The organism is Marivivens donghaensis, assembly GCF_011806565.1.
GTDB classification, from domain to species: domain Bacteria; phylum Pseudomonadota; class Alphaproteobacteria; order Rhodobacterales; family Rhodobacteraceae; genus Marivivens; species Marivivens donghaensis_A.
Genome location: NZ_JAATOP010000002.1, coordinates 139978 through 166603, shown reverse-complemented (window position 1 = coordinate 166603; position 26626 = coordinate 139978). Strand labels below are relative to the sequence as shown.

General features: G+C 60.0%; 24 protein-coding genes and 1 tRNA gene. 11 read left to right on the top strand and 14 right to left on the bottom strand.

Annotated elements, in window-relative coordinates:
* Positions 1–113: 113 nt before the first annotated feature.
* Genes HCZ30_RS03645 through HCZ30_RS03630 form a run of 4 tightly spaced genes read right to left on the bottom strand, consistent with a single transcriptional unit; the run spans position 114 to position 4369 of the window.
* On the bottom strand, positions 114–899 hold the full coding sequence (locus tag HCZ30_RS03645; protein ID WP_167636420.1) for an FAD binding domain-containing protein: 786 nt from the start codon (positions 897–899) through the stop codon (positions 114–116).
* A gap of 14 nt (positions 900–913) precedes the next feature.
* Positions 914–3277 carry a xanthine dehydrogenase family protein molybdopterin-binding subunit gene (locus HCZ30_RS03640; RefSeq protein WP_167636419.1) on the bottom strand — a complete coding sequence of 788 codons (2364 nt, stop codon included), beginning with the start codon at positions 3275–3277 and terminating at the stop codon, positions 914–916.
* Between the two features lie 60 nt (positions 3278–3337).
* Entirely contained in the window at positions 3338–3823 is a 486-nt protein-coding gene (locus tag HCZ30_RS03635) for a (2Fe-2S)-binding protein (RefSeq protein ID WP_167636418.1), read from the bottom strand.
* A gap of 24 nt (positions 3824–3847) precedes the next feature.
* On the bottom strand, positions 3848–4369 hold the full coding sequence (locus tag HCZ30_RS03630; protein ID WP_167636417.1) for an SRPBCC domain-containing protein: 522 nt from the start codon (positions 4367–4369) through the stop codon (positions 3848–3850).
* A gap of 254 nt (positions 4370–4623) precedes the next feature.
* On the opposite strand from HCZ30_RS03630, the gene HCZ30_RS03625 reads away from it, so the two are divergent.
* Genes HCZ30_RS03625 through HCZ30_RS03615 form a run of 3 tightly spaced genes read left to right on the top strand, consistent with a single transcriptional unit; the run spans position 4624 to position 8764 of the window.
* Positions 4624–5322 (top strand): response regulator transcription factor, encoded by a 699-nt coding sequence (locus HCZ30_RS03625; protein ID WP_167636416.1) that lies wholly within the window; start codon positions 4624–4626, stop codon positions 5320–5322.
* Between the two features lie 56 nt (positions 5323–5378).
* Positions 5379–6551, top strand: coding sequence for an FIST N-terminal domain-containing protein (locus HCZ30_RS03620; protein ID WP_167636415.1), 1173 nt, complete (start codon positions 5379–5381; stop codon positions 6549–6551).
* A complete protein-coding gene (locus HCZ30_RS03615; protein WP_175580954.1) occupies positions 6548–8764 on the top strand; it encodes a hybrid sensor histidine kinase/response regulator in 2217 nt (738 codons plus the stop codon). Before HCZ30_RS03620 ends, HCZ30_RS03615 begins: the two co-directional genes overlap by 4 nt.
* On the opposite strand, the gene HCZ30_RS03610 is transcribed toward HCZ30_RS03615, so the two are convergent.
* The 9 genes from HCZ30_RS03610 to HCZ30_RS03570 form a co-directional block, all read right to left on the bottom strand.
* Positions 8761–8949: a hypothetical protein gene (locus tag HCZ30_RS03610; protein WP_167636414.1), complete on the bottom strand. Its 189-nt coding sequence runs from the start codon at positions 8947–8949 to the stop codon at positions 8761–8763. The two genes, HCZ30_RS03615 and HCZ30_RS03610, sit on opposite strands and share 4 nt — an antisense overlap.
* Before the next feature lie 25 nt (positions 8950–8974).
* Positions 8975–10027 carry a tRNA epoxyqueuosine(34) reductase QueG gene (gene queG / locus HCZ30_RS03605; protein ID WP_167636412.1) on the bottom strand — a complete coding sequence of 351 codons (1053 nt, stop codon included), beginning with the start codon at positions 10025–10027 and terminating at the stop codon, positions 8975–8977.
* Positions 10008–10673 (bottom strand): FtsZ-binding protein FzlA, encoded by a 666-nt coding sequence (fzlA, locus tag HCZ30_RS03600; RefSeq protein ID WP_167636410.1) that lies wholly within the window; start codon positions 10671–10673, stop codon positions 10008–10010. The genes queG and fzlA overlap by 20 nt, the downstream gene beginning before the upstream one ends.
* A gap of 85 nt (positions 10674–10758) precedes the next feature.
* Entirely contained in the window at positions 10759–11508 is a 750-nt protein-coding gene (mtgA, locus tag HCZ30_RS03595; protein WP_167636408.1) for a monofunctional biosynthetic peptidoglycan transglycosylase, read from the bottom strand.
* A gap of 321 nt (positions 11509–11829) precedes the next feature.
* The gene (gene gltB, locus HCZ30_RS03590; RefSeq protein ID WP_167636407.1) at positions 11830–16371 is read right to left on the bottom strand and encodes a glutamate synthase large subunit; all 4542 of its coding nucleotides are present in this window, start codon (positions 16369–16371) and stop codon (positions 11830–11832) included.
* 12 nt (positions 16372–16383) lie between these two features.
* Complete coding sequence (locus HCZ30_RS03585; protein WP_167636405.1) at positions 16384–17091, bottom strand: hypothetical protein; 708 nt, start codon at positions 17089–17091, stop codon at positions 16384–16386.
* A 9-nt stretch (positions 17092–17100) separates the two neighbouring features.
* On the bottom strand, positions 17101–18528 hold the full coding sequence (locus HCZ30_RS03580) for an FAD-dependent oxidoreductase (protein WP_167636403.1): 1428 nt from the start codon (positions 18526–18528) through the stop codon (positions 17101–17103).
* 213 nt (positions 18529–18741) lie between these two features.
* Complete coding sequence (locus HCZ30_RS03575) at positions 18742–19539, bottom strand: undecaprenyl-diphosphate phosphatase (RefSeq protein ID WP_167636401.1); 798 nt, start codon at positions 19537–19539, stop codon at positions 18742–18744.
* A gap of 48 nt (positions 19540–19587) precedes the next feature.
* The gene (locus HCZ30_RS03570; protein WP_167636400.1) at positions 19588–20568 is read right to left on the bottom strand and encodes a complex I NDUFA9 subunit family protein; all 981 of its coding nucleotides are present in this window, start codon (positions 20566–20568) and stop codon (positions 19588–19590) included.
* Between the two features lie 147 nt (positions 20569–20715).
* Between HCZ30_RS03570 and HCZ30_RS03565 the strand changes: the two genes are divergently transcribed.
* Positions 20716–20802: transfer RNA gene (locus tag HCZ30_RS03565), tRNA-Leu, on the top strand.
* 143 nt (positions 20803–20945) lie between these two features.
* On the opposite strand, the gene HCZ30_RS03560 is transcribed toward HCZ30_RS03565, so the two are convergent.
* Positions 20946–21785, bottom strand: a complete 840-nt coding sequence (locus HCZ30_RS03560; RefSeq protein WP_167636399.1) for a fumarylacetoacetate hydrolase family protein — start codon at positions 21783–21785, stop codon at positions 20946–20948.
* Between the two features lie 121 nt (positions 21786–21906).
* On the opposite strand from HCZ30_RS03560, the gene HCZ30_RS03555 reads away from it, so the two are divergent.
* The 7 genes from HCZ30_RS03555 to HCZ30_RS03525 all read left to right on the top strand — a co-directional run bounded on the left by HCZ30_RS03555 (position 21907) and on the right by HCZ30_RS03525 (position 26625).
* On the top strand, positions 21907–22518 hold the full coding sequence (locus HCZ30_RS03555) for a ribonuclease D (RefSeq protein WP_167636398.1): 612 nt from the start codon (positions 21907–21909) through the stop codon (positions 22516–22518).
* A gap of 12 nt (positions 22519–22530) precedes the next feature.
* On the top strand, positions 22531–23496 hold the full coding sequence (locus HCZ30_RS03550; protein WP_167636397.1) for a KpsF/GutQ family sugar-phosphate isomerase: 966 nt from the start codon (positions 22531–22533) through the stop codon (positions 23494–23496).
* 3 nt (positions 23497–23499) lie between these two features.
* Positions 23500–24084, top strand: coding sequence for a hypothetical protein (locus HCZ30_RS03545; RefSeq protein WP_167636396.1), 585 nt, complete (start codon positions 23500–23502; stop codon positions 24082–24084).
* Positions 24085–24095: 11 nt separating this feature from the next.
* Complete coding sequence (lptA, locus tag HCZ30_RS03540) at positions 24096–24575, top strand: lipopolysaccharide transport periplasmic protein LptA (RefSeq protein ID WP_348640347.1); 480 nt, start codon at positions 24096–24098, stop codon at positions 24573–24575.
* Positions 24575–25327 (top strand): LPS export ABC transporter ATP-binding protein, encoded by a 753-nt coding sequence (gene lptB, locus HCZ30_RS03535; RefSeq protein ID WP_167636395.1) that lies wholly within the window; start codon positions 24575–24577, stop codon positions 25325–25327. The genes lptA and lptB overlap by 1 nt, the downstream gene beginning before the upstream one ends.
* A 228-nt stretch (positions 25328–25555) precedes the next feature.
* On the top strand, positions 25556–26122 hold the full coding sequence (gene hpf, locus HCZ30_RS03530) for a ribosome hibernation-promoting factor, HPF/YfiA family (RefSeq protein WP_167636394.1): 567 nt from the start codon (positions 25556–25558) through the stop codon (positions 26120–26122).
* Between the two features lie 35 nt (positions 26123–26157).
* Positions 26158–26625 carry a PTS sugar transporter subunit IIA gene (locus tag HCZ30_RS03525; RefSeq protein ID WP_167636393.1) on the top strand — a complete coding sequence of 156 codons (468 nt, stop codon included), beginning with the start codon at positions 26158–26160 and terminating at the stop codon, positions 26623–26625.
* The last annotated feature ends 1 nt before the right edge of the window (position 26626 follow it).

The window sequence follows — 26626 nt, the reverse complement described above, 5'->3', positions numbered from 1 at the left end:
AACCTGCTTTCACAGGTTGCTTAGGTCAAAGCCACTGCCGGAGCTACAACAGAAAGCGCACATGCGCCTCTGCAGGATGGTGGTCGGGCCGAAGAGCGGCCCGACCGGCTATTTTACTGGCAAGCGGCGACAGCGCGCTTCGTCAGGACCTTGATCAGGTGGGCGCGGTATTCCGCATCACCGTGCAAGTCGGTCATCAGACCGTCAGCCGAAGCCGTCAGGCCGTCCACAGCGTCCGGCGAGAAGTTGCCCGACAGGGCGTCCTCTGCATCGGACCAACGGAACACGCCGTCTTCGGACGCGCCGGTGACTGCGACACGAACCCCGTCCGCGTGCTTGGAGACGAAAACGCCGACCAGTGCAAAGCGGGACGCGGGCTGGACGAACTTCTGGTAGTTCGCTGCCTGCGGGATCGGGAAGCGCACCGAGGTAATGATTTCTCCTTCGTCGAGCGCTGTGGTGAACAGGCCCTGGAAGTAGTCATCAGCCGCGATTTCGCGCGAGTTGGTCACGATCGTGGCGTTCGAAGCCAGCGCCGCCGACGGGTAGCAGGCCGACGGGTCGTTATTGGCCAGCGAGCCGCCGATGGTGCCACGGTTACGGACAGCGGGGTCGCCGATGTTCGACGCCAGAGCCGCCAGCGCCGGATAAGCACCGCCCTCGGAAGCAACGGTGCCGTGCGTGGTTCCGCCACCGATGACGAGGGTGTCGCCGTCCTGGCAGACGCCTTTCATGTCCTCGATGCCGGTAAGGCTGACCAGAGCCGACGGCGAAGCCAGACGCTGCTTCAGTGTCGGGATCAGGGTCTGACCACCGCCCAGCGCCTGTGCGTCCTCTTGGGACAGCGCCGCAACGGCTTCGTCGACGGTCTTCGGACGGGTTACGTCGAATGCGTACATGTGTCGTCCTCCTCTCAGGCGTTCATGGCTTTCCAGACGCGGTGAGGCGTCAGGGGCATGTCGATATGGGGCACATTCTTGCCACCCGAGGCAAGCGCGTCGATGACGGCGTTCACCACGGCAGGCGGAGAACCGATCGCACCGGCTTCACCGCAGCCTTTCACACCCAGCGGGTTGTGGGTACAGGGCGTCGCGCAGGAGTGGTCCACGATGTAGAACGGCAGATCATCCGCACGCGGCATCGCGTAGTCCATGTAGGATGCCGAAAGCAGCTGACCCTCGGCGTCATAGACCGCGCCTTCTAGCATGGCTTGGCCGATGCCCTGAGCGATACCGCCGTGGACTTGGCCCTCAACGATCATCGGGTTCACAACGTTACCGAAGTCATCGGCGGCTGCGAATTTCTCGATTGTCACCTTGCCGGTGTCTGGATCGACTTCGACTTCGCAGGCATAGGCGCCCGACGGGTAGGTGAAGTTGGCCGGATCGTAGAACGCGGTTTCTTCCAGACCCGGCTCGATGTCTTCGAGCGGGTAGTTGTGCGGAACGTAAGCCGCGAGGGTGACGTCACCCCATGCACATTCCTTGTCCGTACCGGCGACGCTGAACTTGCCGTCCTTCAGCTCGATATCCGCTTCGGATGCTTCGAGCAGGTGGGCCGCAATCTTCTTGGCCTTGTTGATGACCTTCTCCGCCGCGCGGACCATTGCCGAGCCGCAGACCGCCAGCGAGCGGGAACCGTAGGTGCCCATGCCGAACGGGATCTTCGACGTATCGCCGTGAACGATGTCCACTTGGCTTTCGTCGATGCCGATCATCTCTGCAATGACCTGCGGGAAGGTCGTCTCGTGGCCCTGACCGTGGCTGTGTGCACCGACCATGACACTGATCGAACCCGTGGCGTTCACGCGGACGGTGGCAGCATCATAAAGACCCGCACGAGCGCCGAGCTGGCCCACGAGGTTCGACGGCGCGATGCCGCAAGCCTCAATGTAGCAGTTCACGCCGAGACCGCGCCACTTACCCTTGGCCTCGGACTCTTTGCGACGCGCTTCGAAACCGGAGAGGTCCATGATCTCTTCGAGCTTGTCCATCGTCGCGGTATAGTCGCCCGTGTCGTACTCGACAGCGACCGGAGTCGCATACGGGAACTCCGAGATGAAGTTCTGACGACGCAGCGCAATCGGATCGACACCGAGTTCGCGGGCGGCTTTGTCGATCACACGCTCCAGCTGGAAGGTCGCTTCCGGACGGCCAGCACCGCGGTAGGCGTCAACCGGCACGGTGTTGGTGAACACGGCTTTGACGTTCACGTAGATCAGCGGGGTCTTGTAGTTACCCGCCATCAACGTGCCGTGCAGCCAGGTCGGGACCGAAGGCGCGAAGGTGGACAGGTAAGCGCCCATGTTCGCGTAGGTTTCCGTGCGGACTGCGGTGAAGTTGTTGTCCGCATCCAGCGCCAGTTCGATCTTGGTCACGTGGTCGCGGCCATGAGCGTCCGACATGAACGCTTCGGAACGGGTCGAGGTCCATTTGACCGGACGGCGCAGCGCGCGCGACGCGAACGTTACGAAAGCCTCTTCGGCGTAGTGGAAGATCTTTGTGCCGAAACCACCGCCGACGTCAGGCGCGACGACGCGCAGCTTGTGCTCGGGGATGTTCAGAACGAAAGCACCCATCAGCAGGCGGATGACGTGCGGGTTCTGCGAGGTGGTGTAGAGCGTCGATTCGTCGTTGGCGAAACCATAGTCACCCACGGCAACGCGCGGCTCCATCGGGTTGGCAACCAGACGGTTATTCACGAGCTCCAGCGTGGTGACGTGCGCAGCGTTCTTGATCGCCTCGTCAACAGCAGCCTTGTTGTCCTCGACGAAACCCCAGTCGTAGCAGAGGTTCGACTTCAGATCGTCGTGCACCTTCGGCGCACCATCGGCCAGCGCCTCTTTCATGTTCACGACAGCGGGCAGTTCGTCGATGTCCACCACGATGGCTTCGGCAGCATCACGGGCCTGCTCTTTGGTCTCGGCCACAACAGCGGCAATCGGATCGCCGACGTGGCGCACCTTCCCCTGCGCGAGAACGGGGTGAGCCGGTTCCTGCATGGCTTCACCGAAGCGGTCGGTGACCTGCCATCCGCACGGAATGCTGCCGACGGCCGCAAAGTCCGCGCCGGTAAAGATGCGGACAACGCCCGGCATGTTTTCGGCTTCGGATGTGTCGATGGAATTGATCGTGCCGTGTGCCACGTCCGAACGGACGAAATGGACGTAAGCCTGGCCCTGTAGATTGATGTCGTCGGTGTAACGACCGGTGCCGGTCAGAAACCGGACGTCTTCGCGCCGCTTGCTGCTAGCGCCGATACCATGATCCTTTGGCATCTTGTCCTCCCTGGAAAATCGTTGCGTGTGACAGGCGGCTCCTCTCCGCCGGACACTTGATTATTCGGCGGCGATGCTCGTCACATCCTGACCGCTGGCGGCCATGATCGCTTTGACGATGTTGTGGTAGCCGGTGCAGCGGCAGATATTACCTTCGAGGTAATGCCGGATTTCCGCTTCGGTCGGCTTGGGGTTTTCCTTCAGCAGCGCGGACGCCGACATGATCATACCCGGCGTGCAGAAACCGCACTGAAGACCGTGGTGTTCCTGGAACGCAGCCTGAATGGCCGAGAGCGAACCGTCAGCACCGGCCATGCCTTCGATGGTGGTTACTTCCGCACCGTCAGCCTCTGCGGCGAACATCGTACAGGATTTGACGGCAACACCGTTCACATGCACCACGCACGCGCCGCACTGCGAGGTATCGCAGCCAACGTGGGTGCCGGTCTTGTGGGCTTTTTCGCGCAGGAAATCGACGAGCAGCGTGCGCCCTTCGATCTCGGCGGTGACGGGCTTCCCGTTCACCGTGATCGTAGCTTTTGTCATAGGTCCTCCTTCCTATATGCAGGCTCAGCTCTTGCGAAAGCGCGAGAGAAAACCCTTTTTCACGACTGTTTCTTCCGATGCGTCAGCGGCGACCTCGTCCTCCTCGGGGCCTTCGACAACGTTCTGGAACTTCTGGAAAAATTCATCGGCGAGCTTGCGGGCAACGCCGTCGATAATGCGGCTGCCGAGCTGTGCGATCTTGCCGCCCATCTTGGCATCGACGTCATAAGTCAGCAGCGTACCACCATCATCGGGGGCCAGCGTGACAACCGCGCCGCCTTTGGCGAAACCGGCGGGACCGCCCTTGCCTTCGCCGACGATTTTGCAGCTTTGACCTTCAACGATGTCGGTCAGCTGGACGTTGCCTTTGAACGTCGCTTTGACCGGTCCGATCTTCTGGACGACGACAGCGGTAAAGCCGTCTTCGACCGAACCTTCCATTTCCTGACAACCCGGAATGCAGGCTTTGAGCACCTCCGGATCGAGCAACGCAGCCCAAACAATATCGGGACTCGCGTTTATGACGCGGGAATCGGCTAGTTCCACGTATCCCTCCTCCTCTTTCCTGAAACCAAGCTAAGCCTAAGGTCAGAGACCTGAATATTAGACCAAAGGTTTATACAAACCTGCGCCAGCCGCGCCGCCTTTGCCAAACACTTTCGATTGACTCGAGGCTGGGATCGTTCAACCTAGTGGACCTACCCTGCTGTAATCCGCCCGCTTTCATCCGACCTTTGTGCCGTGGTTGCGCTCACATGAGGCTGATACAGTAAGGTTCATTCCAATTCGGGGTACAGTGTATGCAGGACGTCGCCACAAGTCTGAAAACCAACGCATTCACCAAGGCGATGATCGTCGATGACCATCCGCTCTTCTGCGATGCTTTGTCGATGACTCTGCGCACTGTGACCCAGATCAACGAGGTCACGACTGCCGAAAACCTCGAAGGCGCGCTGCAGCAGATCCGTGACGGGGCGAAGCCCGATGTGATCGTGCTCGACCTCAATCTGCCTGATGTGAACGGCCTCGACGGTTTGATCCGGATGCGCACCGCTGCCGATACGACGCCGATCGTCGTCGTGTCATCGATGGCCGACCACCGTATGATCAGCTCTGCCATGCGCGCGGGCGCTACCGGTTTCGTGCCCAAACACAGCCAGCGCGAGATTTTCCGCTCCGCCTTTGACCAGATCGAAAACGGCGGCACGTATGTGCCCGAAGGCGTGCCGCTCGATACAGACCCCAGCCGTCCCGTCACCGATCAGGAAGAGGCCATCGCCCGTCTGTCGAAGCTGACACGCCAGCAGGCGAACATCCTGCAGCTCATCTGCGACGGCAAACTGAACAAGCAGATCGCCTTCGACCTTTCCATCGCGGAAACCACGGTCAAAGCGCACGTCACCGCCATCATGCGCAAGCTCGGCGTCCAGAGCCGAACCCAAGCCGTGCTGCTCGCGCAGGAAGCCAGTTTTGCTTCTGTCTTGCGGGACATGTCATGAGGGCTCTACCATCCCCATAACCCACTGCGTGGGGCCGCGCTTGTTCAGGAGGAGACATGCAGGCACGTACGCTCTCGCTGCAACACGCAGCGAGCCATCTGGACGGCATCGTGAAGAGTGCCCAAGTCGATTGCGCTCACCCCGATCCGATCAGTGAGCTTGCCCGAGGTTTGGGAGACGGTCCGTTCTCGCTCGTCGTCATCCTCGCCAGCATCGCGCCTGAATTCCATAAGTGGATGAACGATGCGGCAAAGATTTTCGGCAATGCTCAGACCATCGGCTGCACCACTGCGGGCGAGATCAGTCGTGACGGTTACGCCGAAGGCACCATCGTCGCCATCGGCTTCCCTGCTAGCCATTTCAGCGTCGAGCCGCTGCTGATCCCCGACCTCGATAACTTTGACCAGCAAGACCTCATCAGCCAGATGATCCGGTCCCGCACCAGCCTCACCGCATCCGCGAGCCAGTGGCCGCATGAATTCGCCTTTCTCGCGATCGACGGCCTGTCTGTCCGCGAAGACGAGGTTGCTGCGACGATTGCCAACGGTCTGGGACCGGTCCCACTGTTCGGCGGGTCCGCCGGCGACAACAATGAATTTCAGGAAACGCTGGTCGCCCTCAACGGCGATACCCACCAACATGCCGCGGTGCTGTGCTTCGTCCGCACAGTCTGCCCTGTGAAGGTCTTCAGCCTCGACCACCTGATGCCAAGCGAAGTGCGCATGGTCGTGACGTCAGCCGATCCGGAGCGCCGCATCGTGCACGAGATCAACGCCGAACCAGCGGCCAAGGAATATGCGCGGCTCCTCGGAAAGGAATTCGAAGACCTTTCTTCATTCACCTTCGCCGCCCATCCCGTTGTCGTGCGGCTTGGCGCCAGCCACCATGTCCGCTCAATCCAGCAAGTGCTGGAGAACGGCGATCTCGTGTTCTTTTCGGCCATCGACGAGGGCCTCGTGCTGACCCTCGCACGGCCAGAGGATATGGCGCACCACCTTGAACGCGAACTCCAGCGGGTCACCGGCGGTCGCAAAGCCGAGGCGATCTTCGGCTGCGACTGTATGCTCCGCCGCGTGGAAGCGCAGCAGCGACAGATCCTTGGTGATCTGTCGTCCATTCTGTCCCGCCACCGCGTCGTCGGATTTTCGACCTATGGTGAGCAGATCAACGGATTGCACGTAAACCAGACCATGACAGGGGTGGCGATTTTTGCGCCGGACGGCGAATGACGATGATCTCCGACTCCCTGCTCAATCCCCTCGACCCGCCTGAAAAACAACGCGAGAAGCTGCTGAAAATCTGCGCGTCGCTGATGCGCAGGATCGAGCAGATCAACGGCGACCAGAATGTGGCCTACACGCAGTTCCAGCGCGCCGTGCTGCTCGAAGAACAGGTTCGCGAACGCACGCGCGATCTCGAACACGCGCTCGACCTGCTGAACGAATCCAACGCGCGACTTGCGACTGCAAATATCGAGACGGAGAAGGCCCGCTCTGACCTAGCGAGCGCGATCGAGACTATTCAGGAAGGCTTCGGCCTCTTTGATTCCGACGGCATTCTGGTGCTCTGCAACTCGCGCTTCGGGATGCACATGCCCGATATCAGGAGCGATCTGAAACCGGGCATGAGCTTCGAATCTTACGTCAAACTCATCAGTAAAAGCCGCTATCTCCACCTCCCCGACGGCACATCTTCAGCGGATTGGGCCCGTCAGCGGATGCTTCGTCACGGCGAAGAACACGTGATGTTCAACGTCAGCCTGATTTGGGACCGCTGGGTGCAGGTGTCCGAGCACCGCATGAAAGACGGGCAAACCGTCATCATGCAGACCGACATCTCGGACATCATCCGTCTCGAACGGATGGAGCGCGGCCGCCTGATGGACGATCAGGCAAAGCTGATCCGCGCCACGCTCGAACACATCAACCAAGGTGTCGGCATTTTCGACAGCGAACGCCGTCTGGTCGGCTTCAACCAGCGCCTTGCGCACATGTTGTCGATCCCGCTCACCCAGATGCGCGTCGGCCTCGATTTCGTGTCGATTCTGAAGCTGATCCAGAACGACATCACCCCGTTGAATTCGGAGCCGAATGTCCTGATCGAAGACTGGGTCCAGTCCACCGAAAAACGCCCGCCCCTGCGTATCGAGTTCCAGCGCGGTGAGACCCGTTGGTTCGACATGTTCGCGCAGGAAATGCCCGACCGCGGGTTCGTGGTATCGATCACCGATGTGACCTCCGAGCGTGATTTTGCGCGACAGTTGCGGCAGGTGAACGAGCACCTCGAACAGCGTGTAACCGAGCGCACGCTGGAGCTTGAGGACGCCCTCGCCGTGGCCGAGCGCGCAATAGCCAGCCGCTCGCGCTTTGTCGCGGCGGCGTCGCACGACCTTCTGCAACCGCTCTCTGCCGCGACGCTCTACCTGTCGTCACTGACCGAGGAGTGCGAGTCGCCGCGCCAGAAGGAAGTCATTGGCAAAGCGCAGAACGCTTTGTTTTCCGTTCAGGATATGATCGCGGCCCTGCTCGATATCTCGAAGCTCGAAGCAGGCCGCGCGGCGGTTGATGTCAGGCAGATCGACCTTGGCGCGCTGCTCAAACAGCTCCGCGACGAATTCGAACCAATTGCGCGGCAAAAGGGTCTCGATCTGCGAGTTCTACCGGTCAATCTGGTCGTCCGCTCTGACGCCACCTACCTGCGGCGCATCCTGCAAAACCTGATATCGAATGCGATCCGCTACACCGACACCGGCAAGGTTCTGGTCGGCGTCCGGCGGATGCGCCGGTCCGTGAGGCTCGAAGTTTGGGACACCGGCGCGGGCATTGCGCCCGAAGATCAGGAGATCATTTTCCGCGAGTTCCACCGCCTCGATGCGCGGTCATCTGCGTCCGAGGGGCTGGGCCTTGGCCTCGCCATCGTCGACCGCGCTTGCGGGCTGCTGCGCCATCCTTTGACTGTCGAATCCGAACCCGGCAAAGGCACCGTGTTCCGCGTGACGGTCCCGCTGTCATTCGAAACGGCAGAAGAAATTGCGCCTGAAGGCCCCGTGACCCATTCGTCATGGCGCCATGACGGGTTGGTGACGCTGCTGGTCGAAAATGACCTCGATATGCGTAAGGCACTGACTTTGCTGTTGGAAAAGTGGAACGTGCAGGTGATCGACGTCAACTCAGGCGACGAAGCAATCCAGCTCCTTCAGGAGATCGACCTCGCGCCGGACGCAATGCTGGTCGACTACAAACTCGACGGCGGCGAGAAGGGCACGGACGCTATCAACCGCTTGCGCGACATGCTTGGCGAGGTTCCTGCCCGCCTGATTACGGCGAACAGGACCGCGGCGGTTCAAGCGGAATGTTCGAAGCACGGGATCGAGGTGCTCACCAAACCGCTTGATCCGATTTCACTCCATCTGTTCTTGGAGTCGGCCTCGCACCAGTTCTAGGCCAGCACGCCCCGTTCAATCCGTGCGAACTGACGCGCCTTGGTCCCCGATCCGGCAACCTTCGGCTTGCGATGCAGCGCGGTGTAGGACGGGTGGCGGGTGGACTGACGCTCGAACGTCAGGAACGCCTTGGCGCGCGAGACATAAGTGCGGTGGCGAGGCTGGTCGGTAATATGTTTTTGCATGATTTCCTCCTCCTGCGGAGGTCAATCATAGCACATCGACGTTGTTCAAGCGATCCCAAGCCCAGCGGGCGGCCTCTGCAACAACAGGGTCCGCGTCGTCGGTCAGGCCACGCGCCGCATCGGCCAGCGACACATCACCCGAATTTCCGATTGCGTACAGCACGTTGCGAACGAACCTGTTCCGCCCGATCCGCTTGATCGGGCTGCCGGAAAACCGTGAGCGGAAAGCTGCGTCATCAAGGGTCGCAAGCTCTGCGAGTGGCGGCTCCAGCAGATCGTCACGGGCGGCGTATTTAATCTCTCTCGATTCGACGGCGAACTTGTTCCACGGACACGCGGCGAGGCAGTCATCGCAGCCGTAAATGCGGTTGCCCATCTTGGCGCGCAGTTCGGGATCAACCGGCCCGTCATGCTCGATTGTCAGATAGGAAATGCAGCGGCGCGCGTCGATCTGGTAAGGCGCGGGAAACGCGTTTGTCGGGCAAGCGTCGAGGCACGCGCGGCACGATCCGCAGTGGGATACTTCGGCCCCATCGGGCTCGAACTCGACGGTCGTAAAGATCGCACCGAGGAAGAACCAACTCCCGAGGTTCCGCGACAGCACGTTGGTATGTTTGCCCTGCCACCCCAGCCCTGCCGCCTGCGCGAGCGGCTTTTCCATGACTGGTGCGGTGTCGACGAAGACCTTGATCTCTTCGCCTTTTTCCTGATCGAGGAGCCAGCGCCCAACCTTTTTCAGCCGCTTCTTCACCACGTCATGATAATCGCGGTTCTGGGCATAAACGCTGATCGCAGCGCGGTCCGGCTTGCCGATCACCGCCATCGGATCGTGCTCGGGCGTGTACAGCTCCGCGAGCATGATCACGGATTTCGCCTCGGGCCAGAGGGCCGCGGGATTGCCCCGCCAGTGCATCCGCTCGGCCATCCAGTTCATCTGTCCGTGACGGCCTTCGGCGACGAACTGATCCAGCCGCTCCGCAATCTGGGGAACGTCGGTGGGACGGCAAAAACCGATGTCGCTAAAGCCGGCGTCGAGCGCAAAGGCCCGCACCGTATCCTTAGAAATCGAGGTTGGCATACTGCGGCGGGACGGGGAATCCGGGGATCTGGTCGGCGAGGATCGAGCGGAAAGCAGGGCGCGATTTGATCTTTGCGTACCAGTCCTTCACCACCTCCGAACGGTTCCAGTCCACGTCCGAAATGTAGTCGAGGCACGATAGATGCGATGCCGCCGCGAAATCGGCCAACGTCATCGAATTACCAGCGAGCCAGCGGCGCTTTTCCAGCAGCCAAGCCATGTAATCGAGGTGATACTTGATCGCCTTGGCGCCTGCTTTGACGTTGGAGCTGTCAGGATAGCCAGTGCCCATCACCTTGCGGAACACGCGCTCGCCAACGAGCTTCGTCGTCACCTCATGGTAGAATTTATCGTCGAACCAGCTGATGAGACGGCGGACTTCGTATTTGTCGTCGGCCGAACGCGGCATCAGCGGAGGTTGCGGATAGGCGTCCTCAAGGTATTCGCAGATCGCCGTGCTTTCGGTCAGCACTTTGCTTTCCAGCTTGAGAATCGGGACTTTTCCAGCGGGATTGCGACGCATCAGTTCGGCGTCCTTTTCCCAATAGCGCTCCTCGACCAGCTTCACCTCGATCCGCTTTTCACCAAGGCAAAGGCGGACTTTGCGGGAAAACGGAGACAGCGGATAATGGTAAAGAACGTTCATTTTGGGTCCCGGTGCAGCTTCGTCTTCTGTGACTGAACGGCGCATTTTGTGCAAGTCCCCGCCAGTCACTGTGCATTGTGCTGAACTAGTCGTCGGCGGCCTGGAAGCAAGCCGCGCGTCCGTCGCGGTCGATTGTGGCGGCACCATCGCGAATGCTTGCAGCGCGCGAGCGGAAGCTTTCGGAAAGGTTGGCGGCGTCGCGCGATTTGGGCGCGGGCAGCACCGTGGCAAGCCGTGACGCCTGTGCTGCAGAGAGGTCAGCGGCATCAACGCCAAAGTAGCTCTGCGCAGCGGCCTGAACGCCAAAGACGCCTTCGTCGAACTCGGCGATGTTCAGATACACCTCAAGGATACGCTCCTTGGGCCAGACAAGCTCCACCGCCGGTGTCAGGACGGCCTCCATCGCTTTTCGCGACCAAGTACGTTCGGGCCAGAGGTAGAGGTTCTTCACCACCTGCTGCGAAATGGTAGAGCCACCCCGATTGCCGCCAGAGTTCATCGCGGACCGGATCGCATCCAGATCAAGCCCCCAATGGAGACAGAAATTCGCGTCCTCGGCAGCGACAGCAGAGCGCGCCATCACCGGCGCGATGTCTTCCATCGACACGAATTCATAATCCACTCCGCCGAGGCGCTTCGCTTCGGACAGGATGTAGAGCGTGGTCCACGGATTGAGGAACCGCCCGACCAGAATGACAGAGAAAACGAACAGGATAGCCACCGCGACACCGCGCAGCAGCAGGCGCCTCACCCGTTTACGGAGACGAGCCGTAGCGGGCTGTGCGACTGGTTCGATGATGTCATCGGGGTCTTCGGTTTTTGTGCGTTTCGGCATGCCCACAGATATAGTTGGCTACCGCCAAGCTGGAAAGTCACCACGACCCTGGCATTTGCGGGTACTGGTGTCGGGCGTTCGGTCTTTTCGACAAACGGAGACATCGTGCTCACTACCAAATTAGGACTTCTACCTGAGTTCAGTCTCAGGCGGGTGCCCGTCTTTAGCCATAGCAATGTAACAGCAAATCGCGGTCCGCGGCGTAAAGGACACGATTTTTGTTGCGCCCCCGCAACAGTTTGACTGCGCACTGAGCGCCTTTTGCGCAATAAAAAAACGCCGGAGGTTTCCCACCGGCGTTTTCTGATTCTCTAGGCCCGCTTATTCAGCAGGAATAGCGGCTTCTTCGATGGTCAGCGGGTGCGGAAGACGCGCGAGCATCTCCTTCGGGCAGACCTGAACGAAGTTGGCCTTTTCCAGATCCCAGTGCTGGAGTATCTCGGCGGCTTTGACGCTGCCGGTTTCCAGAGCGTGACGCTCGACGAGCGACTTCAGTTGCTCTTCCCAATGATCGACGCCGACAGGGCACGAAACGAGCGTGTCCATGTTGATCAGCGCGGCGCTCTCGCCTTCGGGATCGTAGAGGTACGCCATACCGCCGGTCATACCAGCGCCGAAGTTGGCACCGATCGAACCGAGGATCACAGCAACACCGCCGGTCATGTATTCACAACCGTTCGAGCCGCAGCCTTCGACGACAACCTTCGCACCCGAGTTACGGACCGCGAAACGTTCGCCAGCACGGCCAGCCGCGAAGAGGTAACCGTCGGTCGCACCGTAAAGAACGGTGTTACCGATGATGGTGTTCTCCGAAGCCACCAGCGGGGAGCTCATCGGCGGGCGAACCACAACGGTCGCACCCGACAGACCCTTGCCGACATAGTCGTTGGCATCGCCCGCAACTTCGATCTTCAGACCAGGCGCACCGAAGGCACCCAGCGACTGACCTGCGGAGCCCTTCAGCTTGACCGTGAGGTGGTCGGGCTGGAGGTTGTTACGCATACCGAAGTTCTTGACGATGTAGCTCGACGTGCGGGTACCGATGGTACGCAGGGTGTTCTGAACAGCGTATTCCAGCTGCATCTTCTCACCATCTTTCAGGAAGCGTGCTGCGTCCTTGACGATTTCGGCGTCCAGCGTGTCCGGTACTTCGTTGCGCGGCTTGTTGCGGTCGTAGACGATCTTGTTCGCGCCATCGACGGTGATGAGCAGCGGGTTGAGATCGAGGTCGTCGAGGTGAGCCGAACCACGCGAAACCTGCGTCAGCAGGTCGGCGCGACCGATCACTTCATCAAGGCTACGGGCACCGATCGACGCGAGGATTTCGCGCACTTCGGTGGCGTAGAACGTGATGAGGTTCACGACCTTGTCTGCGGTGCCGGTGAATTTGGCGCGCAGTTCAGGGTTCTGGGTACAGACGCCCACCGGACAGGTGTTCGACTGACACTGACGCACCATGATACAGCCCATCGCGATCAGAGCAGCGGTACCGATGCCGTATTCTTCGGCACCCATCATCGCAGCCATGACGATATCGCGGCCGGTCCGAAGACCACCGTCGGTACGCAGGGTGACGCGCTCACGCAGGTTGTTCATAGCGAGAACCTGATGCGCTTCGGTCAGACCCATTTCCCACGGCAGACCGGCATACTTCACCGACGTCGCAGGCGACGCACCCGTACCACCGTTGTGGCCCGAGATGAGGATCGTATCGGCTTCGGCCTTGGCAACACCGGCAGCAATCGTGCCGACGCCCGACGAAGCAACCAGCTTCACCGTGACCTTAACGGTCGGGTTGATCTGCTTGAGGTCGTAGATCAGCTGGGCAAGGTCTTCGATCGAGTAGATGTCGTGGTGCGGCGGCGGCGAAATCAGGGTCACGCCTTTGGTCGAGTGACGCAGACGCGCAATCAGGTCGGTGACCTTCATGCCCGGCAGCTGACCACCTTCACCCGGCTTCGCACCCTGAGCGACCTTGATTTCAAGCTCTTCACAGTGGTTCAGGTATTCGGCGGTGACGCCGAAACGACCGGAAGCAACCTGTTTGATCTTGGCCGACGGGTTATCGCCGTTCGGTTCCGGGACGAAGTGTGCCGGATCTTCACCACCTTCACCCGAGTCCGACTTCGCACCGATGCGGTTCATCGCAACGTTCAAAAGCTTGTGGGCTTCCGGCGACAGAGCGCCGAGCGACATACCAGGCGTGACGAAGCGCTTGCGGATCGCGGTGATCGATTCGACTTCCTCGATCGGGATCGCCTTGCCCATCGGCTTGATGGCCAGCAGGTCACGAAGGTGGATCGGCGGGTTCGATTGCATCGACGACGAGTACTGCTTCCACAGCTCGTAGGACGAACGGTCACAGGCCGCCTGAAGCATGTGCATGGTCTGTGCTTCCCATGCGTGCTTCTCGCCCGAACGGCGCGACTTGTAGAAGCCGCCGACCGGCAGGACGTTTGCAGCGGCAGAACGCCAGCCGTGAGCGTGGACTTCTTCCAGCTTGCGCTGGATGCCGTGCAGACCGATGCCCGAAATGCGGCTGTGCATACCCGGGAAGTATTCGGCGCACATCGCACGCGACAGACCAACGGCTTCGAAGTTCAGACCGCCACGGTAGGACGACAGAACCGAGATACCCATCTTCGACATGATCTTGAGAAGACCACCGTCGACGGCCTCGCGGTACTTGCGCATCGCGTCGGTGAGCGAAACGTCCAGCAGGCCGCGCTCGATACGGTCAGCAAGGCTGTCCTGAGCGAGGTAAGCGTTCACAGTCGTCGCGCCACAGCCAATAAGAACGGCGAAGTAGTGCGGGTCCACACACTCTGCCGAACGGACGTTCAGCGAGCAGAACGTGCGCAGGCCCTTGCGGGTCAGCCACGAGTGGACAGCCGAGGTCGCGAGGATCATCGGCATCGGCACTTTGCTGTCGTTCTGGTGTTCGTCGGTCAGCACGATGTGACCGGCGCCCGAACGCACTGCGTCTTCGGCTTCGGAACGGATACGCTCCAGACCTTCGCGGAGTGCTTCCTGACCAGCGCCTACGGGGAAGGTACAGTCGATGATCGCAACGCTGTCACCGAACTGTTCGACCATGCGGGCGAATTCGCCGTTGGCAACGAAGGGGCTTTCCAGAACGAGGATCTCGGTCTGCGAGCTGTCTTCGTCGAGCACGTTCTTGAGGTTACCGAAGCGCGTCTTGAGCGACATCACGCGGGTTTCACGCAGCGAGTCGATCGGCGGGTTGGTCACCTGGCTGAAGTTCTGACGGAAGAAGTGCGACAGCGGGCGGTACATCTTGGACAGAACAGCCGACGGGGTGTCGTCGCCCATGGAGGCTACGAGTTCCTTGCCGTCCTCTGCCATGGTGGCGAGAACCTGCTCCAGCTCTTCGAGCGAGTAGCCGGCAGCAACCTGACGCTTGCGCAGTTCGGCACCCGAGAAGGTCGCCTTTTCCTGAATGTCGCCCATGAAATCATGCAGATCGACGATCTTGTCGATCCAGTCGCCGAAGGACTGGCTGGCAGCCAGCGTGTCCTTGATTTCGGTATCGTGGTAGAGCTTGCCCTCTTTCATATCGACGGCAATCATCTGACCCGGACCAAGCGCGCCTTTTTCCTTGGCGGTCGCTTCATCGGTCGGAACCATGCCGACTTCCGAACCTGCGATCAGCATACCGTCGCCGGTGACGACGTAGCGCATCGGGCGCAGACCGTTACGGTCCAGACCGCCGCAAACCCAACGACCATCGGTCATTGCGAGCGCAGCAGGGCCGTCCCACGGCTCCATCACGGCGTTGCAGTACGCGTACATGTCCTGCCAAGCGGTCGGCATTTCGACAGCCTGCTTCGACCATGCTTCGGGAACGAGCATAGTTTTTGCCATCGGAGCGTTGCGGCCCGCACGAACGAGAACTTCGAACACGGCGTCCAGAGCGCCCGAGTCCGAGGTGCCGTTCGGGATGATCGGCTTGATGTCTTCGGCCAGTTCACCGAATGCGCCCGAGGCCATGCGGATCTCGTGGCTCTTCATCCAGTTGACGTTGCCCTTCAGCGTGTTGATCTCGCCGTTGTGGGCGAGCATGCGGAACGGCTGGGCCAGCTTCCACTCGGGGAAGGTGTTGGTCGAATAACGCTGGTGGTAGATCGCGAAGGCCGATTCAAAGCGCGGGTCTTCGAGGTCCGGATAGAACACCGAAACCTGCTCTGCGAGCATCATGCCCTTGTAGATCAGCGAACGGGTCGACAGCGAACAGACATAGAGGCTGTTGATCTGCGCGTCGGCAGCAGCTTTCTCGATGCGGCGACGGATGATGTATAGCTCGCGTTCGAACTCTTCTTCCGTGATGTCCTTTTCACAGCGGATCAGGATCTGTTCGATTTCCGGACGGGTCGCGTTCGCCTTGTCACCGAGGCACTCGGTGTTCACCGGAACGTGGCGCCAGCCGTAGATGTAGTGACCCATGCGGAGCACTTCGGACTCCACGATGGTACGGCAGCGTTCCTGAGCACCGAAGTCGGTACGCGGAAGGAAGACCTGACCGACAGCGATACGCTTGTCCATATCGGGCTCGTGGCCGGTACGACGGATCTGGTCGTAGAAGAAGTTCGCCGGAATCTGGACGTGGATACCTGCGCCGTCACCGGTTTTGCCGTCGGCGTCGACAGCACCGCGGTGCCAGATAGCCTTGAGCGCGGTGATGCCCTTGTCGACAACGCTGCGCGACGGCTTACCGTCGATAGCAACCACGAGACCTACGCCGCAGGACGAGTGTTCATCGTCGGTGCGGTAGAGGCTGTTCTCAGCCATCCATTTGCGGTTGGCCTCTTCGGCGGCGACCCAATTTTCGTCATAAGTGGTCATGAGGCGTCTCCTTTAGTTCCGATGTACCGAGGCGCGCGAAAGGATCGTGCCGCAGCCATATTCGGGATTCGTTGACATGAAGCCGGTTTCTCCGGGGAAGGCGAAACTCACCGGTCTGCCGTCTTCGTCGAATGTATCTTCGGGTGTCGTGAGCGTGCCTGTTCCTGCAAAGAAACGGCGCCAGTCACGGCTGATGAATTCATGTCCTTCGGCGCGGTAAACTTCGTTGCCTTCCGCATCGTAGGTGCGCATCCGGTACGCGGTTTCTTCCAGCTCGACGCCGTCGATCGTCACCTTGCGGCCCGTCAGCTGGTCCACGCCGGTGTAGCGGCGCGTGCCGAGCTGGTCCGAAGTCTGGGTGAAGTCGTAGGTGTCTTCACCCGTCTCAAGCAGCTCGGTGAACGACGCCGGATCGGCATTGTCTGCGTCGAGTTCGTCGATCGCGCCCGAAAACGGGCTGTAGCTACGGACCCACTGCGCTTCGCTGTCGATCACGCTGACGAACTCCAAGCCCTCGGGTCCGAAAGTCATCGACTGCTGGTATCCTTCCGGATCGGCTTCGCAGGTATAAAGCTGCATCACCGTGCAATCGCGGTTCTGGACCGTCGCGTAGACCTCGCAACCTTCGGGCATGGTCAGACCTTGCGCACCTACAGGCATGGCCCATCCGGCAGCGAAAGCCACCGACAGGCCAAGCATAATAGAGCGCAGGTCCTGCATGTCCGTACCTTACTCGGCAGCGACGCTGGCAATGTCGTTGAACTGGCGCAGCATCGCCTGAGCAGCCTCGCGGCCGTCACGGATACCCCAGACAACGAGCGATGCACCGCGAACGATGTCACCGGCAGCGTAAACGCCGTCGAGGCTGGTCTGGCCGGTGCCGAACTCTGCCTTGATGGTGCCCCAGCGGGTCACTTCCAGACCGTCGGTGCCCCAGAGCTTCGGCAGGTCTTCCGGCTCGAAACCAAGTGCTTTGACGACGAGGTCTGCGGGCTCGACATAGTCGGCGCCCTCGATGACTTCCGGCGAACGGCGGCCCGAGGCGTCCGGCTGGCCGAGGCGCATCTTCTGCACTTCGACGCCGGTGACGGTGTCGCCCTGGAAACCCTTCGGAGCGGTCAGCCACACGAATTCGACGCCTTCCTCCTCGGCGTTCTGGGTTTCACGCTGCGACCCCGGCATGTTTGCACGGTCACGGCGATAGAGGCACTTCACCGACTTCGCACCCTGACGGATCGCAGTACGAACGCAGTCCATCGCGGTGTCACCGCCGCCGATGACGACAACGTTTTTGCCTTCGGCATTCAGTTCGCCCGAGTCGTAGGCCGGAACATCGTCACCGAAGTTCTTGCGGTTCGACGCGGTCAGATAGTCCAGAGCCTTGACGATACCCTTCGCGTCCGAACCCGGAAGGTCGCGCGATTTGTAAACGCCGGTAGCGATCAGAACGGCGTCGTGCTTGGAGCGGATCTCTTCGAAGGAGATGTCCTCACCGACGTTGCAGTTCATGACGTACTCGACACCGCTGTCCTTCAGCAGGTCGGCGCGGCGCATGACGACATCCTTTTCCAGCTTGAAGCCGGGGATACCGTAGGTCAGCAGGCCGCCAGCGCGGTCGTAACGGTCATAGATCGTGACCTGAACGCCAGCTTGGCGGAGCATGTCAGCAGCAGCCATACCAGCCGGACCCGCACCGATGATGCCAACGGACTCGGTACGCTCCGAAATCGGAGTGATCGGTTTGACCCAGCCTTTTTCCCACGCAGTGTCGGTGATGTACTTTTCAACCGAACCGATGGTGACAGTGCCGTGGCCGGACTGTTCGATGACGCAGTTGCCTTCGCACAGACGGTCCTGAGGGCAAATACGGCCGCAGATCTCGGGGAAGGAGTTGGTCGCCTGGCTGATCGCATACGCTTCGTCCAGACGGCCGGTCGCGGTCATGCGCAGCCAGTCAGGAATGTTGTTATGCAGCGGGCAGTGCGACTGGCAGTACGGAACACCGCACTGGCTGCAACGGCTCGATTGTTCTTCGGCCTTGGCAGCGGCGAACTCGGCATAAATCTCGTTGAAGTCCTGACGGCGATCTTCCGCGTCACGCTTTGTGGGCATGTCGCGATCAACCGTTACGAACTTGAGCATCTTGTCTGTAGCCACGGGCCATCCTCCGCAATCTCTTCGGATGGCCTGAATAGAAGCATACGTCCAAAATGAAAAGGCAGTAATGTTGACCTATTTTACGGTTTAAGCGGTGTTTGGCGCATTATTTTCGCCCCGCTTGTAAAAAAATAGGTCAGCACAGTTTCCATTGATGCCTTTTGACGCACAAATCGCCCGATTTTGAGGGCGAATCGTGAATGATTCGAACCCTTAGGCCAGTACTCCCATGCCCAGCAGAGCAAGGAGCAGCCCGCCAAACACGATCCGATAGATCGCGAATGCTGTGAAACGGTTCGATTGAATATAGGTGAGCAGCCATTTGACCGAAACAAATGCGGTGATGGTCGACACAACGAATGCGATGCCCAGTGCGGTCCAGTCTTCGCTGACGCCAGTATCGCTGGTGAGGGTTTTCAAGATCTCGTAGGCGCTCGCTGCGTACATGGTCGGAATACCGACGAGGAACGCAAATTCGGTTGCTGCAGCACGGTTCGATGTGCCGAGCAGCATGGCGACAAAGATCGTCGTGCCCGAACGCGAAGTGCCTGGGAAAACGCCCGCCACAATCTGCGCGATACCGACGGCAACGGCGACCGTCATCGTGATTTTCGCACTGTCGGGGAGCCGCTCTGCCGCCCGTTCGGCGACGATCATCCAGATACCACCGATCACCAACGCCCAAGCAACAGGCTGGATGGTTTCGGGCAGCTCGAAGCCCAATTTCTTGACCACAAGGCCCAGAACGGCCGTGATCAGGAAGGCAACGGTGAGCTTGATGAGGTAATCGCGGTTTTCCGGATCGTTCCAGCCGAGCAGCAGGTCGGTGATACGCTTCCAGTAGATCAGGGTCACGGCGAGGATCGCGCCAGCCTGAATAACGATGTTGTAGGTGTCGGACCGTTGACCGATCCAGTGCTGAGCGAGAAGAAGGTGGCCGGTGCTCGAGATCGGCAGGAATTCGGTCACCCCCTCGATAATACCGAGGATGACGTCGTTCAGGTAACTCATGACAATAACTTCCAGTCAATCAGCCCGAACGACGTATCAAAATACCGCTCAGGCCTGTTTCAAATTCTTTGCAGATTTCTTGATCGCATCATACTGACCCGACGGGCGGAAACGCCAGAGATAATCAGGTAGTACCGCCTCGAGGTCGGTCGGTTCGATGCCGAGATCAGCAAAACCCTTCGCATCTGCCGAAACAATGTTGTCCGAGCGAAGATTTGCGACCTGATCCTTGGTGATCGGTGCTTTGACGATGCCGAGCGATACGGCCTGAACAACGCCCATCACAGTCGCGAGGATGTTGCCCAGCCAGAACGGCAGACCGATGATACCGCGACGACGGTTGATGATGCGCAGCATGGTGCTCATCAGTTCACGGAAGGTCATGACGTCCGGACCGCCGAGCTCATAAATGCCGGAAGCCTTGCCGGTGACGCCCATGACAGCAGCCTGAGCCACGTCATCGACCCAGACCGGCTGGAATTTGGTGTCAGCGCCGACCAGCGGCAGAACCGGCGAGGTGCGGGTCATACCGGCGAAGCGGTTAAAGAACTCGTCCTCGGTGCCGAAGATGATCGACGGGCGCAGAATCATGGCGTTCGGGAAGGCATCCAGAACAGCCTGCTCACCGGCAGCCTTGGTCTTGGCGTAATCGCTGTCCGATTCTTCGTCAGCGCCGATGGCCGAAATGTGGACGAGGCTGGTGACGCCCTGCTCTGCCGCGATGCGAGCGATGCGGGCGGCGCCTTCGGACTGAACGGCCTTGAAAGTGTTATTGCCCTTTTCAGCGAGGATACCGACGCAGTTCACGACGGCGTCGGCGCTTTCCATAACGGCGGCGACGCTTGCGTCGTCACGAACGTTGCAGAAAACAGGCTCGACCTGACCGACGGCACCGTAGGGTTTTACAAACAGTGCTTCGTTCGGATCGCGGACGGCAACGCGGACACGCCAGCCCTGCATGGCCATCCGGCGCGCGATGTAGCGGCCTACGAAACCCGATCCGCCGTAGATGGTGACAAGCTTGGACATGGTGCGCCTCATTGGAAAACTTGTGTCGGGTTTAACCTTGGACCCTTTGCCAGACAAGGCAGAATGAACTTTTTGCAGAGAAGTTCGAAATCCGTGTTGACACTCCCCTGCACCAGCCATAGAAGCCCGCTCACACCAATCATCTGTGCCCAGATGGCGGAATTGGTAGACGCGCTGGCTTCAGGTGCCAGTGGCCGCAAGGCCGTGGAGGTTCGAGTCCTCTTCTGGGCACCATCCCCCCAAGTTTCAATAGCTTAGCTCTGATAGAGCCGACGGGATGGTTGCGTTTTCTTCATCAAATTCTGGCGCTGCTCGCTGAGTCGCACGCGTTCTGTCCGACCATCACCTGTTTGATGATGGCCGCACCGATTCCGTGATTATTCGTCGTCGACGCAGGTCTGGCTCTGCTCTCCGAGGCCGTTGATTCCCAGCGTCACGATATCGCCCGCTTTGAGGTACTTCGGCGGGGTCATACCCATCCCGACTCCCGGAGGCGTGCCGGTCGAGATCACATCGCCCGGATGCAGGGTAAAGAACTGCGACAGGTAGGAAATCAGGTAAGGCACCTTATAGACCATCGTTGCGGTCGTGCCGGACTGCATCCGCTCACCGTTCACATCGAGCCACATGTCGAGCGAGTCGATGTTGCCGACCTCGTCAGGCGTCACCAACCACGGGCCGAACGGGCCGAAGTTGTCGCAGGACTTACCCTTGACCCACTGGCCGGAGCGCTCTGTCTGGTAGGCACGCTCGGACACGTCGTTGCAGATCGCGTAACCCGCGACGCAATCCAGAGCCTCGTCCTCTGACACGTATTTGGCCGTTTTGCCGATGACGACAGCCAGCTCGACTTCCCAGTCGGTCTTTTCAGAGCCGCGCGGGATGATGATGGGATCGTTCGGGCCGCAGATCGCGCTGTTGTACTTTGTAAAGATGATCGGCTCCGGCGGGACGGTCATGCCAGCCTCTGCCGCGTGGTCGGAGTAGTTCAGACCGACGCAGATAAACTTGCCGATGTTGCCGACGCAGGCACCGATACGGACGTCCTGATCGACTAGCGGCAGGCTATCGATGTCGATGTCCTTCAGCGCATCCAGATCGCCCAGCGCGTCGCCCGCGATGTCGGCCACATGCTCCGAGAGGTCACGCAAAAGACCGTCCTGCCCCACAACGCCCGGCTTTTCCGAACCGCGCTCACCAAATCTGACCAGTTTCATCCGAAACCCCTCCTGTTGTTGCGGCGAACGGTAATGCCCATTTGTCCAGATGCAAGCGCCCTCGTGTTGCGTCGGGCTTTGCGTTTCTCTATCCCGTTCGCAAAGCGGAAAAGGCATCTCTATGGCGAATTACCTGTACAAGAACGACCTTCCCGACGGGTTGGATCTCGGCTCTGTCGTGGCGATTGATTGCGAAACCATGGGACTGAACCCGCACCGCGACCGACTTTGCCTGATCCAGATGTCGGGCGGCGATGGCAACTGCCACCTTGTTCAGGTCGAAATGGGCCAGGCTGAGGCACCGAACCTATGCAAGATGCTCGAAGACCCGAATGTATTGAAGCTGTTCCACTTCGGTCGTTTCGACATTGCCGCGATGTACCACGCCTTTGGTGCGCTGGCGGCCCCTGTCTACTGCACGAAGATCGCGTCCAAAATGGTCCGCACGTTCACCGATCGCCACGGGCTCAAGCAGCTTTTGCAGGAGGTCGTCAGCGTCGACATCTCCAAGCAGCAGCAACAGTCGGACTGGGGCGCGGCTGATCTGACCGATGCGCAGCTTGATTATGCCGCGTCCGATGTACTGCACCTCCACAAACTCAAAGCCGAGCTGGACGTCCGCCTCGCCCGCGAAAACCGCACCGAACTGGCGCAGTCCTGCTTTGACTTCCTTCCGACCCGCGCCAAGCTTGACCTGCTAGGCTGGAACGAACCCGATATTTTCGCGCACTGACGGATGGCACCCATGGACCGCAACAAGATCATCGCGACCGCACGCAATGTCATCGACGAAGAATCGCGCGCGCTCGCCATTCTTTCTGAAACCGTTGGTCTGAATCTGGCACACGCCGCGCAGGTTATCCTTGATGCGCCTGGCCGCGTGATCGTGTCGGGCATGGGCAAATCGGGTCATGTCGGCAAGAAAATCGCCGCGACCTTTGCCTCGACCGGTACGCCCGCGCACTTCGTCCATCCGGCAGAGGCATCGCACGGCGATCTGGGCATGATCTCCAAGGGCGACGTGGTTCTGATCCTGTCGAACTCGGGCGAGACGCCTGAACTCGCGGACCTCATCGCCCACACCCGCCGCTTCGGTATCACCATGATCGGCGTGGCCTCCCGCGCCGAAAGCACGCTGATGCAGCAGGCCGATGTGCAGCTTGTCCTGCCGCAACTGGGCGAGGCGTGCGGCCACGGCGTTGTCCCGACGATTTCCACTACGATGACGCTCGCGCTCGGCGATGCGCTCGCCGTTGCGCTGATGGAGCACCGTGAATTCGGCGCGGAGCATTTCCGCCAGTTCCACCCTGGCGGCAAACTGGGCGCCCGCCTGTCCCGTGTCCGCGATCTGATGCACGGCGCGGATACCTTGCCGCTGGTAAAAGCAAGCACCGCAATGAGCGAGACGCTGCTTGTCATCAGCCAGAAGGGATTTGGCGTTGTCGGCGTGACCGACGACCACAACCGCCTGATCGGCATCATCACGGACGGTGACCTTCGTCGCCATATGGACGGCCTTCTGGACCGCACCGCAGGGGAGGTGATGACCCCTGCCCCGCGCACCATCGCCCCCGAAGCGCTCGCCGCCGAGGCATTGGCCCAGATGAACGAACGCAAGATTACCTGTCTTTTCGTCGTGCCCCTCGACGGCACGGGCGAAAGCTGCGGTATCCTCCATATCCACGACTGTCTGCGTGCGGGAGTTGCTTAAAAAGTGCCGAACAACTCCTACAGCCGGTTCGTCAGCTACGCGAAGGTGATCCTTCCGCTGGCATCGCTTGCGCTGCTTTCGACACTGTTTCTGTTCGCCCGCACCAACAGCGATGTGGACACGATCCCCTATGCAGAGATCGAGGACATCGCCAGCAAACCGCGCCTTGCGGGGCCGAACATCTCTGGCGTGACGGTCGACGGCGATACATTTGCCGTGTCCGCCAAGGTCGCCCGCCCGCTCGAAGACAGCAGCGCCTTTGCCGTGGAGCAGATCGCAATCAACCTGCAAACCGGTGATGGGCGCTCGGTGAACATCGGCGCGGGCGTGGGCGAGGTCGACACCTCCAGCCGCCTCGTCAATCTGCACAACCTCGTTCGCCTTGATGCCACCGACGGCTATCTCATGGAAACGCAGGGCCTGAATGCCGACCTTGATGCGGGCACTGTGGAGTCCATCGCTCCGCTTGAGGTTCGAGCCCCCTATGGCGCGCTCACGGCAGGTCATCTGTCGATCACACGCGGGTCAGAAGGCGCTCATATTGTTTTCAATCAGGGCGTCCGGCTGGTATATCAGCCCCAGCAATAAGGAATTACACCGTGCGTTCGTTCTATGCCGCTCTCGCCCTTGCCTGCCTGTCCTCGCCGCTCATGGCGCAGACCAACATCTCGCTTGGCGCGATAGAGCCGGACCCCGACGCACCTGTAGAAATCACCGCAGACTCGCTGTCGGTCGATCAGGAAAACGGTCAGGCGACGTTCAGCGGTGAAGTGCTCATCGTCCAAGGCGATCTGCGTATTTCCGCCGGAACAGTGTCTGTCGAATACGATGATGAAACCGGCGACATCATGCACCTTCTGGCGTCGGGCGGTGTCACGTTCGTCACCGCGACCGATGCCGTCGAAGCGCAAGAAGCCGACTATGACCTTGAAGGCAAATCGCTCGACCTGACCGGCGACGTACTCGTCACCCAAGGCCGCAGCGCTATCTCTGCCAGCGCCATGACCATCGACTTATCTACCGGCAATGCCGAGCTGACAGGCCGCGTCCGCACCACGTTTGTCCAAGGCAACAACTGATGCCCGATCTTGCCGTCAAAGAAGGCGATGTCGGCCTCAAGGTCAAAAACCTGCGTAAAAGCTACCGTAAGCGCACCGTCATTCGTGACGTTTCGCTGGAGCTTGGCCGTGGTGAGGTCGTTGCCCTCCTCGGTCCGAACGGCTGCGGCAAGACCACAACGTTTTATTCCATCGCTGGCCTTGTGAACGCCGAGGGCGGCCGCGTCACCGTGGATGGTCGCGAGGTCAGCAACCTGCCCATGTACCGCCGTGCGCGCCTCGGGATCGGTTATCTGCCGCAGGAAATGTCGATCTTTCGCGGCCTCAACGTCGAAGACAACATCCTCTCGATCCTCGAGATCGCAGAGAAAGACGCGAACCGCCGTCAGCGCCGCCTCGAAGAACTGCTGTCAGAGTTCTCGATCGAGCACCTCCGCCGCGCGCCTGCGCTGGCTCTTTCGGGCGGTGAGCGCCGCCGTGTGGAGATTGCCCGCTGCCTTGCCGCAGGGCCGAAGTACGTCCTGTTCGACGAGCCTTTCGCGGGCGTTGACCCCATTGCTGTTGGCGAAATCCGCCATCTAGTGGCCGATCTGAAGAACCGCGGCATCGGCGTTCTGATCACAGACCATAACGTTCGTGAGACATTGGAAATCGTTGATCGTGCTTACATTTTGCACGACGGCAAGGTTCTGATGTCCGGCACGACTGAAGAAGTGGTTCAGGACGAGAACGTGCGCCGCGTCTACCTCGGCCAGTCTTTCCGCGTAAACTAAGCGGAATTCGCATACTCCCTCAGACTCATTGACAAACGGCGTGAACAGTCGTGTCATGATAATGATGACAATGTTCGTGAATTCACTGCGCGCTCCCTCAGGGTTTCAAGGCCCCAGAGCGGCTGCAATTATCACATTATCATCTTCCCCAAGACACGGCGCCTGTGGCCCCGCGATAACGCGGTGCTACCTGTCATGTCCCGTGCCTAGCAATTGAGAGGAGTTACAATGCGGTACCAAATTAGCGGCAAACAGATCGATGTCGGTGATGCTCTTCAAAGCCACGTCAAAACCGAACTCGGTGCGACCCTCGAAAAGTACGCCGGCCGTCCGACCGACGCCGTGATCGTCTTTTCCAAGTCGGGCTCTGAGTTCGTGTGTGAAGCCGTTGTGCACCTTTCAACCGGCCTGACCTGTCAGGCCCGCGCCCATACCCATGACATTTACGGCTCGTTCGATGCGTGCTGCGAAAAGATGGACAAGCAACTTCGCCGTTACAAACGCCGCCTGAAGGACCACCATGCCGAGCGCTCGACTCCGGTTGAACTTATGGCCGGTTCCTCTTATATCCTCGCCGCAACGGAAGAGTCCGATGAGGCCGAAGCAGCAACCGACGCACCTGTCATCATTGCCGAGATGGAGATGAAAATCCCCGCTCTCTCGGTCAACGAAGCAGTCATGCAGATGGAGCTCGCACACGGTTCGGTTCAGGTCTTCCGCAACGAGAAGCACGGCGGCCTCAATGTGGTTTACCGCCGTGAAGACGGGAACATCGGTTGGGTAGATCCGCGTTAAGCGCCCAGCTCGAGTACAGGCGCCAAGGCGAGTAAATGCAACTTTCGGCTATTCTGCGACCAGAAGCGGTCAAGACCATTTCGGCCTCGACCAGCAAGAAGCGTTTGTTTCACGACATCGCTGATCTGGCGCAACAATTCTATGGTTTCGATGCCACCGATGTTGTGGACGCCTTAGTCGACCGCGAAAGCCTCGGACCTACCGGCGTGGGACAGGGTATCGCTCTGCCCCATGCCCGCCTCGAAAAGGCGGACAAGGTTTGTGGTTTGTTCTTACGCCTTGATAAGCCTATCGATTTTGACTCGGTGGACCGCCAGCCGGTTGACCTGGTCTTCGCTCTGCTTGCCCCCGACGCAGCAGGCGTAGAGCACCTCAAGGCGCTCGCTCTGGTCTCGCGCACCATGCGTGACAAGGACATCTGTGCGAAGCTGCGGGCCAACAGCGATCCGGCCACGCTCTACACGATCCTGACCGAAGCGCACTCCACCCAGAAAGTCGCCTGAG

Excerpts from the sequence above, each read along its gene's own strand:
- HCZ30_RS03640 (WP_167636419.1), bottom strand. The coding sequence starts at position 3,277 with ATGCCAAAGGATCATGGTATCGGCGCTAGCAGCAAGCGGCGCGAAGAC.
- HCZ30_RS03550 (WP_167636397.1), top strand. The coding sequence starts at position 22,531 with ATGGACCGCAACAAGATCATCGCGACCGCACGCAATGTCATCGACGAA.
- gltB (WP_167636407.1), bottom strand. The coding sequence starts at position 16,371 with ATGACCACTTATGACGAAAATTGGGTCGCCGCCGAAGAGGCCAACCGC.
- HCZ30_RS03610 (WP_167636414.1), bottom strand. The coding sequence starts at position 8,949 with ATGCAAAAACATATTACCGACCAGCCTCGCCACCGCACTTATGTCTCG.
- HCZ30_RS03625 (WP_167636416.1), top strand. The coding sequence starts at position 4,624 with ATGCAGGACGTCGCCACAAGTCTGAAAACCAACGCATTCACCAAGGCG.
- HCZ30_RS03575 (WP_167636401.1), bottom strand. The coding sequence starts at position 19,539 with ATGAGTTACCTGAACGACGTCATCCTCGGTATTATCGAGGGGGTGACC.
- lptB (WP_167636395.1), top strand. The coding sequence starts at position 24,575 with ATGCCCGATCTTGCCGTCAAAGAAGGCGATGTCGGCCTCAAGGTCAAA.
- mtgA (WP_167636408.1), bottom strand. The coding sequence starts at position 11,508 with ATGCCGAAACGCACAAAAACCGAAGACCCCGATGACATCATCGAACCA.
- HCZ30_RS03585 (WP_167636405.1), bottom strand. The coding sequence starts at position 17,091 with ATGCAGGACCTGCGCTCTATTATGCTTGGCCTGTCGGTGGCTTTCGCT.
- HCZ30_RS03560 (WP_167636399.1), bottom strand. The coding sequence starts at position 21,785 with ATGAAACTGGTCAGATTTGGTGAGCGCGGTTCGGAAAAGCCGGGCGTT.
- HCZ30_RS03525 (WP_167636393.1), top strand. The coding sequence starts at position 26,158 with ATGCAACTTTCGGCTATTCTGCGACCAGAAGCGGTCAAGACCATTTCG.
- fzlA (WP_167636410.1), bottom strand. The coding sequence starts at position 10,673 with ATGAACGTTCTTTACCATTATCCGCTGTCTCCGTTTTCCCGCAAAGTC.
- queG (WP_167636412.1), bottom strand. The coding sequence starts at position 10,027 with ATGCCAACCTCGATTTCTAAGGATACGGTGCGGGCCTTTGCGCTCGAC.
- HCZ30_RS03635 (WP_167636418.1), bottom strand. The coding sequence starts at position 3,823 with ATGACAAAAGCTACGATCACGGTGAACGGGAAGCCCGTCACCGCCGAG.
- hpf (WP_167636394.1), top strand. The coding sequence starts at position 25,556 with ATGCGGTACCAAATTAGCGGCAAACAGATCGATGTCGGTGATGCTCTT.
- HCZ30_RS03555 (WP_167636398.1), top strand. The coding sequence starts at position 21,907 with ATGGCGAATTACCTGTACAAGAACGACCTTCCCGACGGGTTGGATCTC.
- HCZ30_RS03570 (WP_167636400.1), bottom strand. The coding sequence starts at position 20,568 with ATGTCCAAGCTTGTCACCATCTACGGCGGATCGGGTTTCGTAGGCCGC.
- HCZ30_RS03615 (WP_175580954.1), top strand. The coding sequence starts at position 6,548 with ATGACGATGATCTCCGACTCCCTGCTCAATCCCCTCGACCCGCCTGAA.
- HCZ30_RS03645 (WP_167636420.1), bottom strand. The coding sequence starts at position 899 with ATGTACGCATTCGACGTAACCCGTCCGAAGACCGTCGACGAAGCCGTT.
- HCZ30_RS03620 (WP_167636415.1), top strand. The coding sequence starts at position 5,379 with ATGCAGGCACGTACGCTCTCGCTGCAACACGCAGCGAGCCATCTGGAC.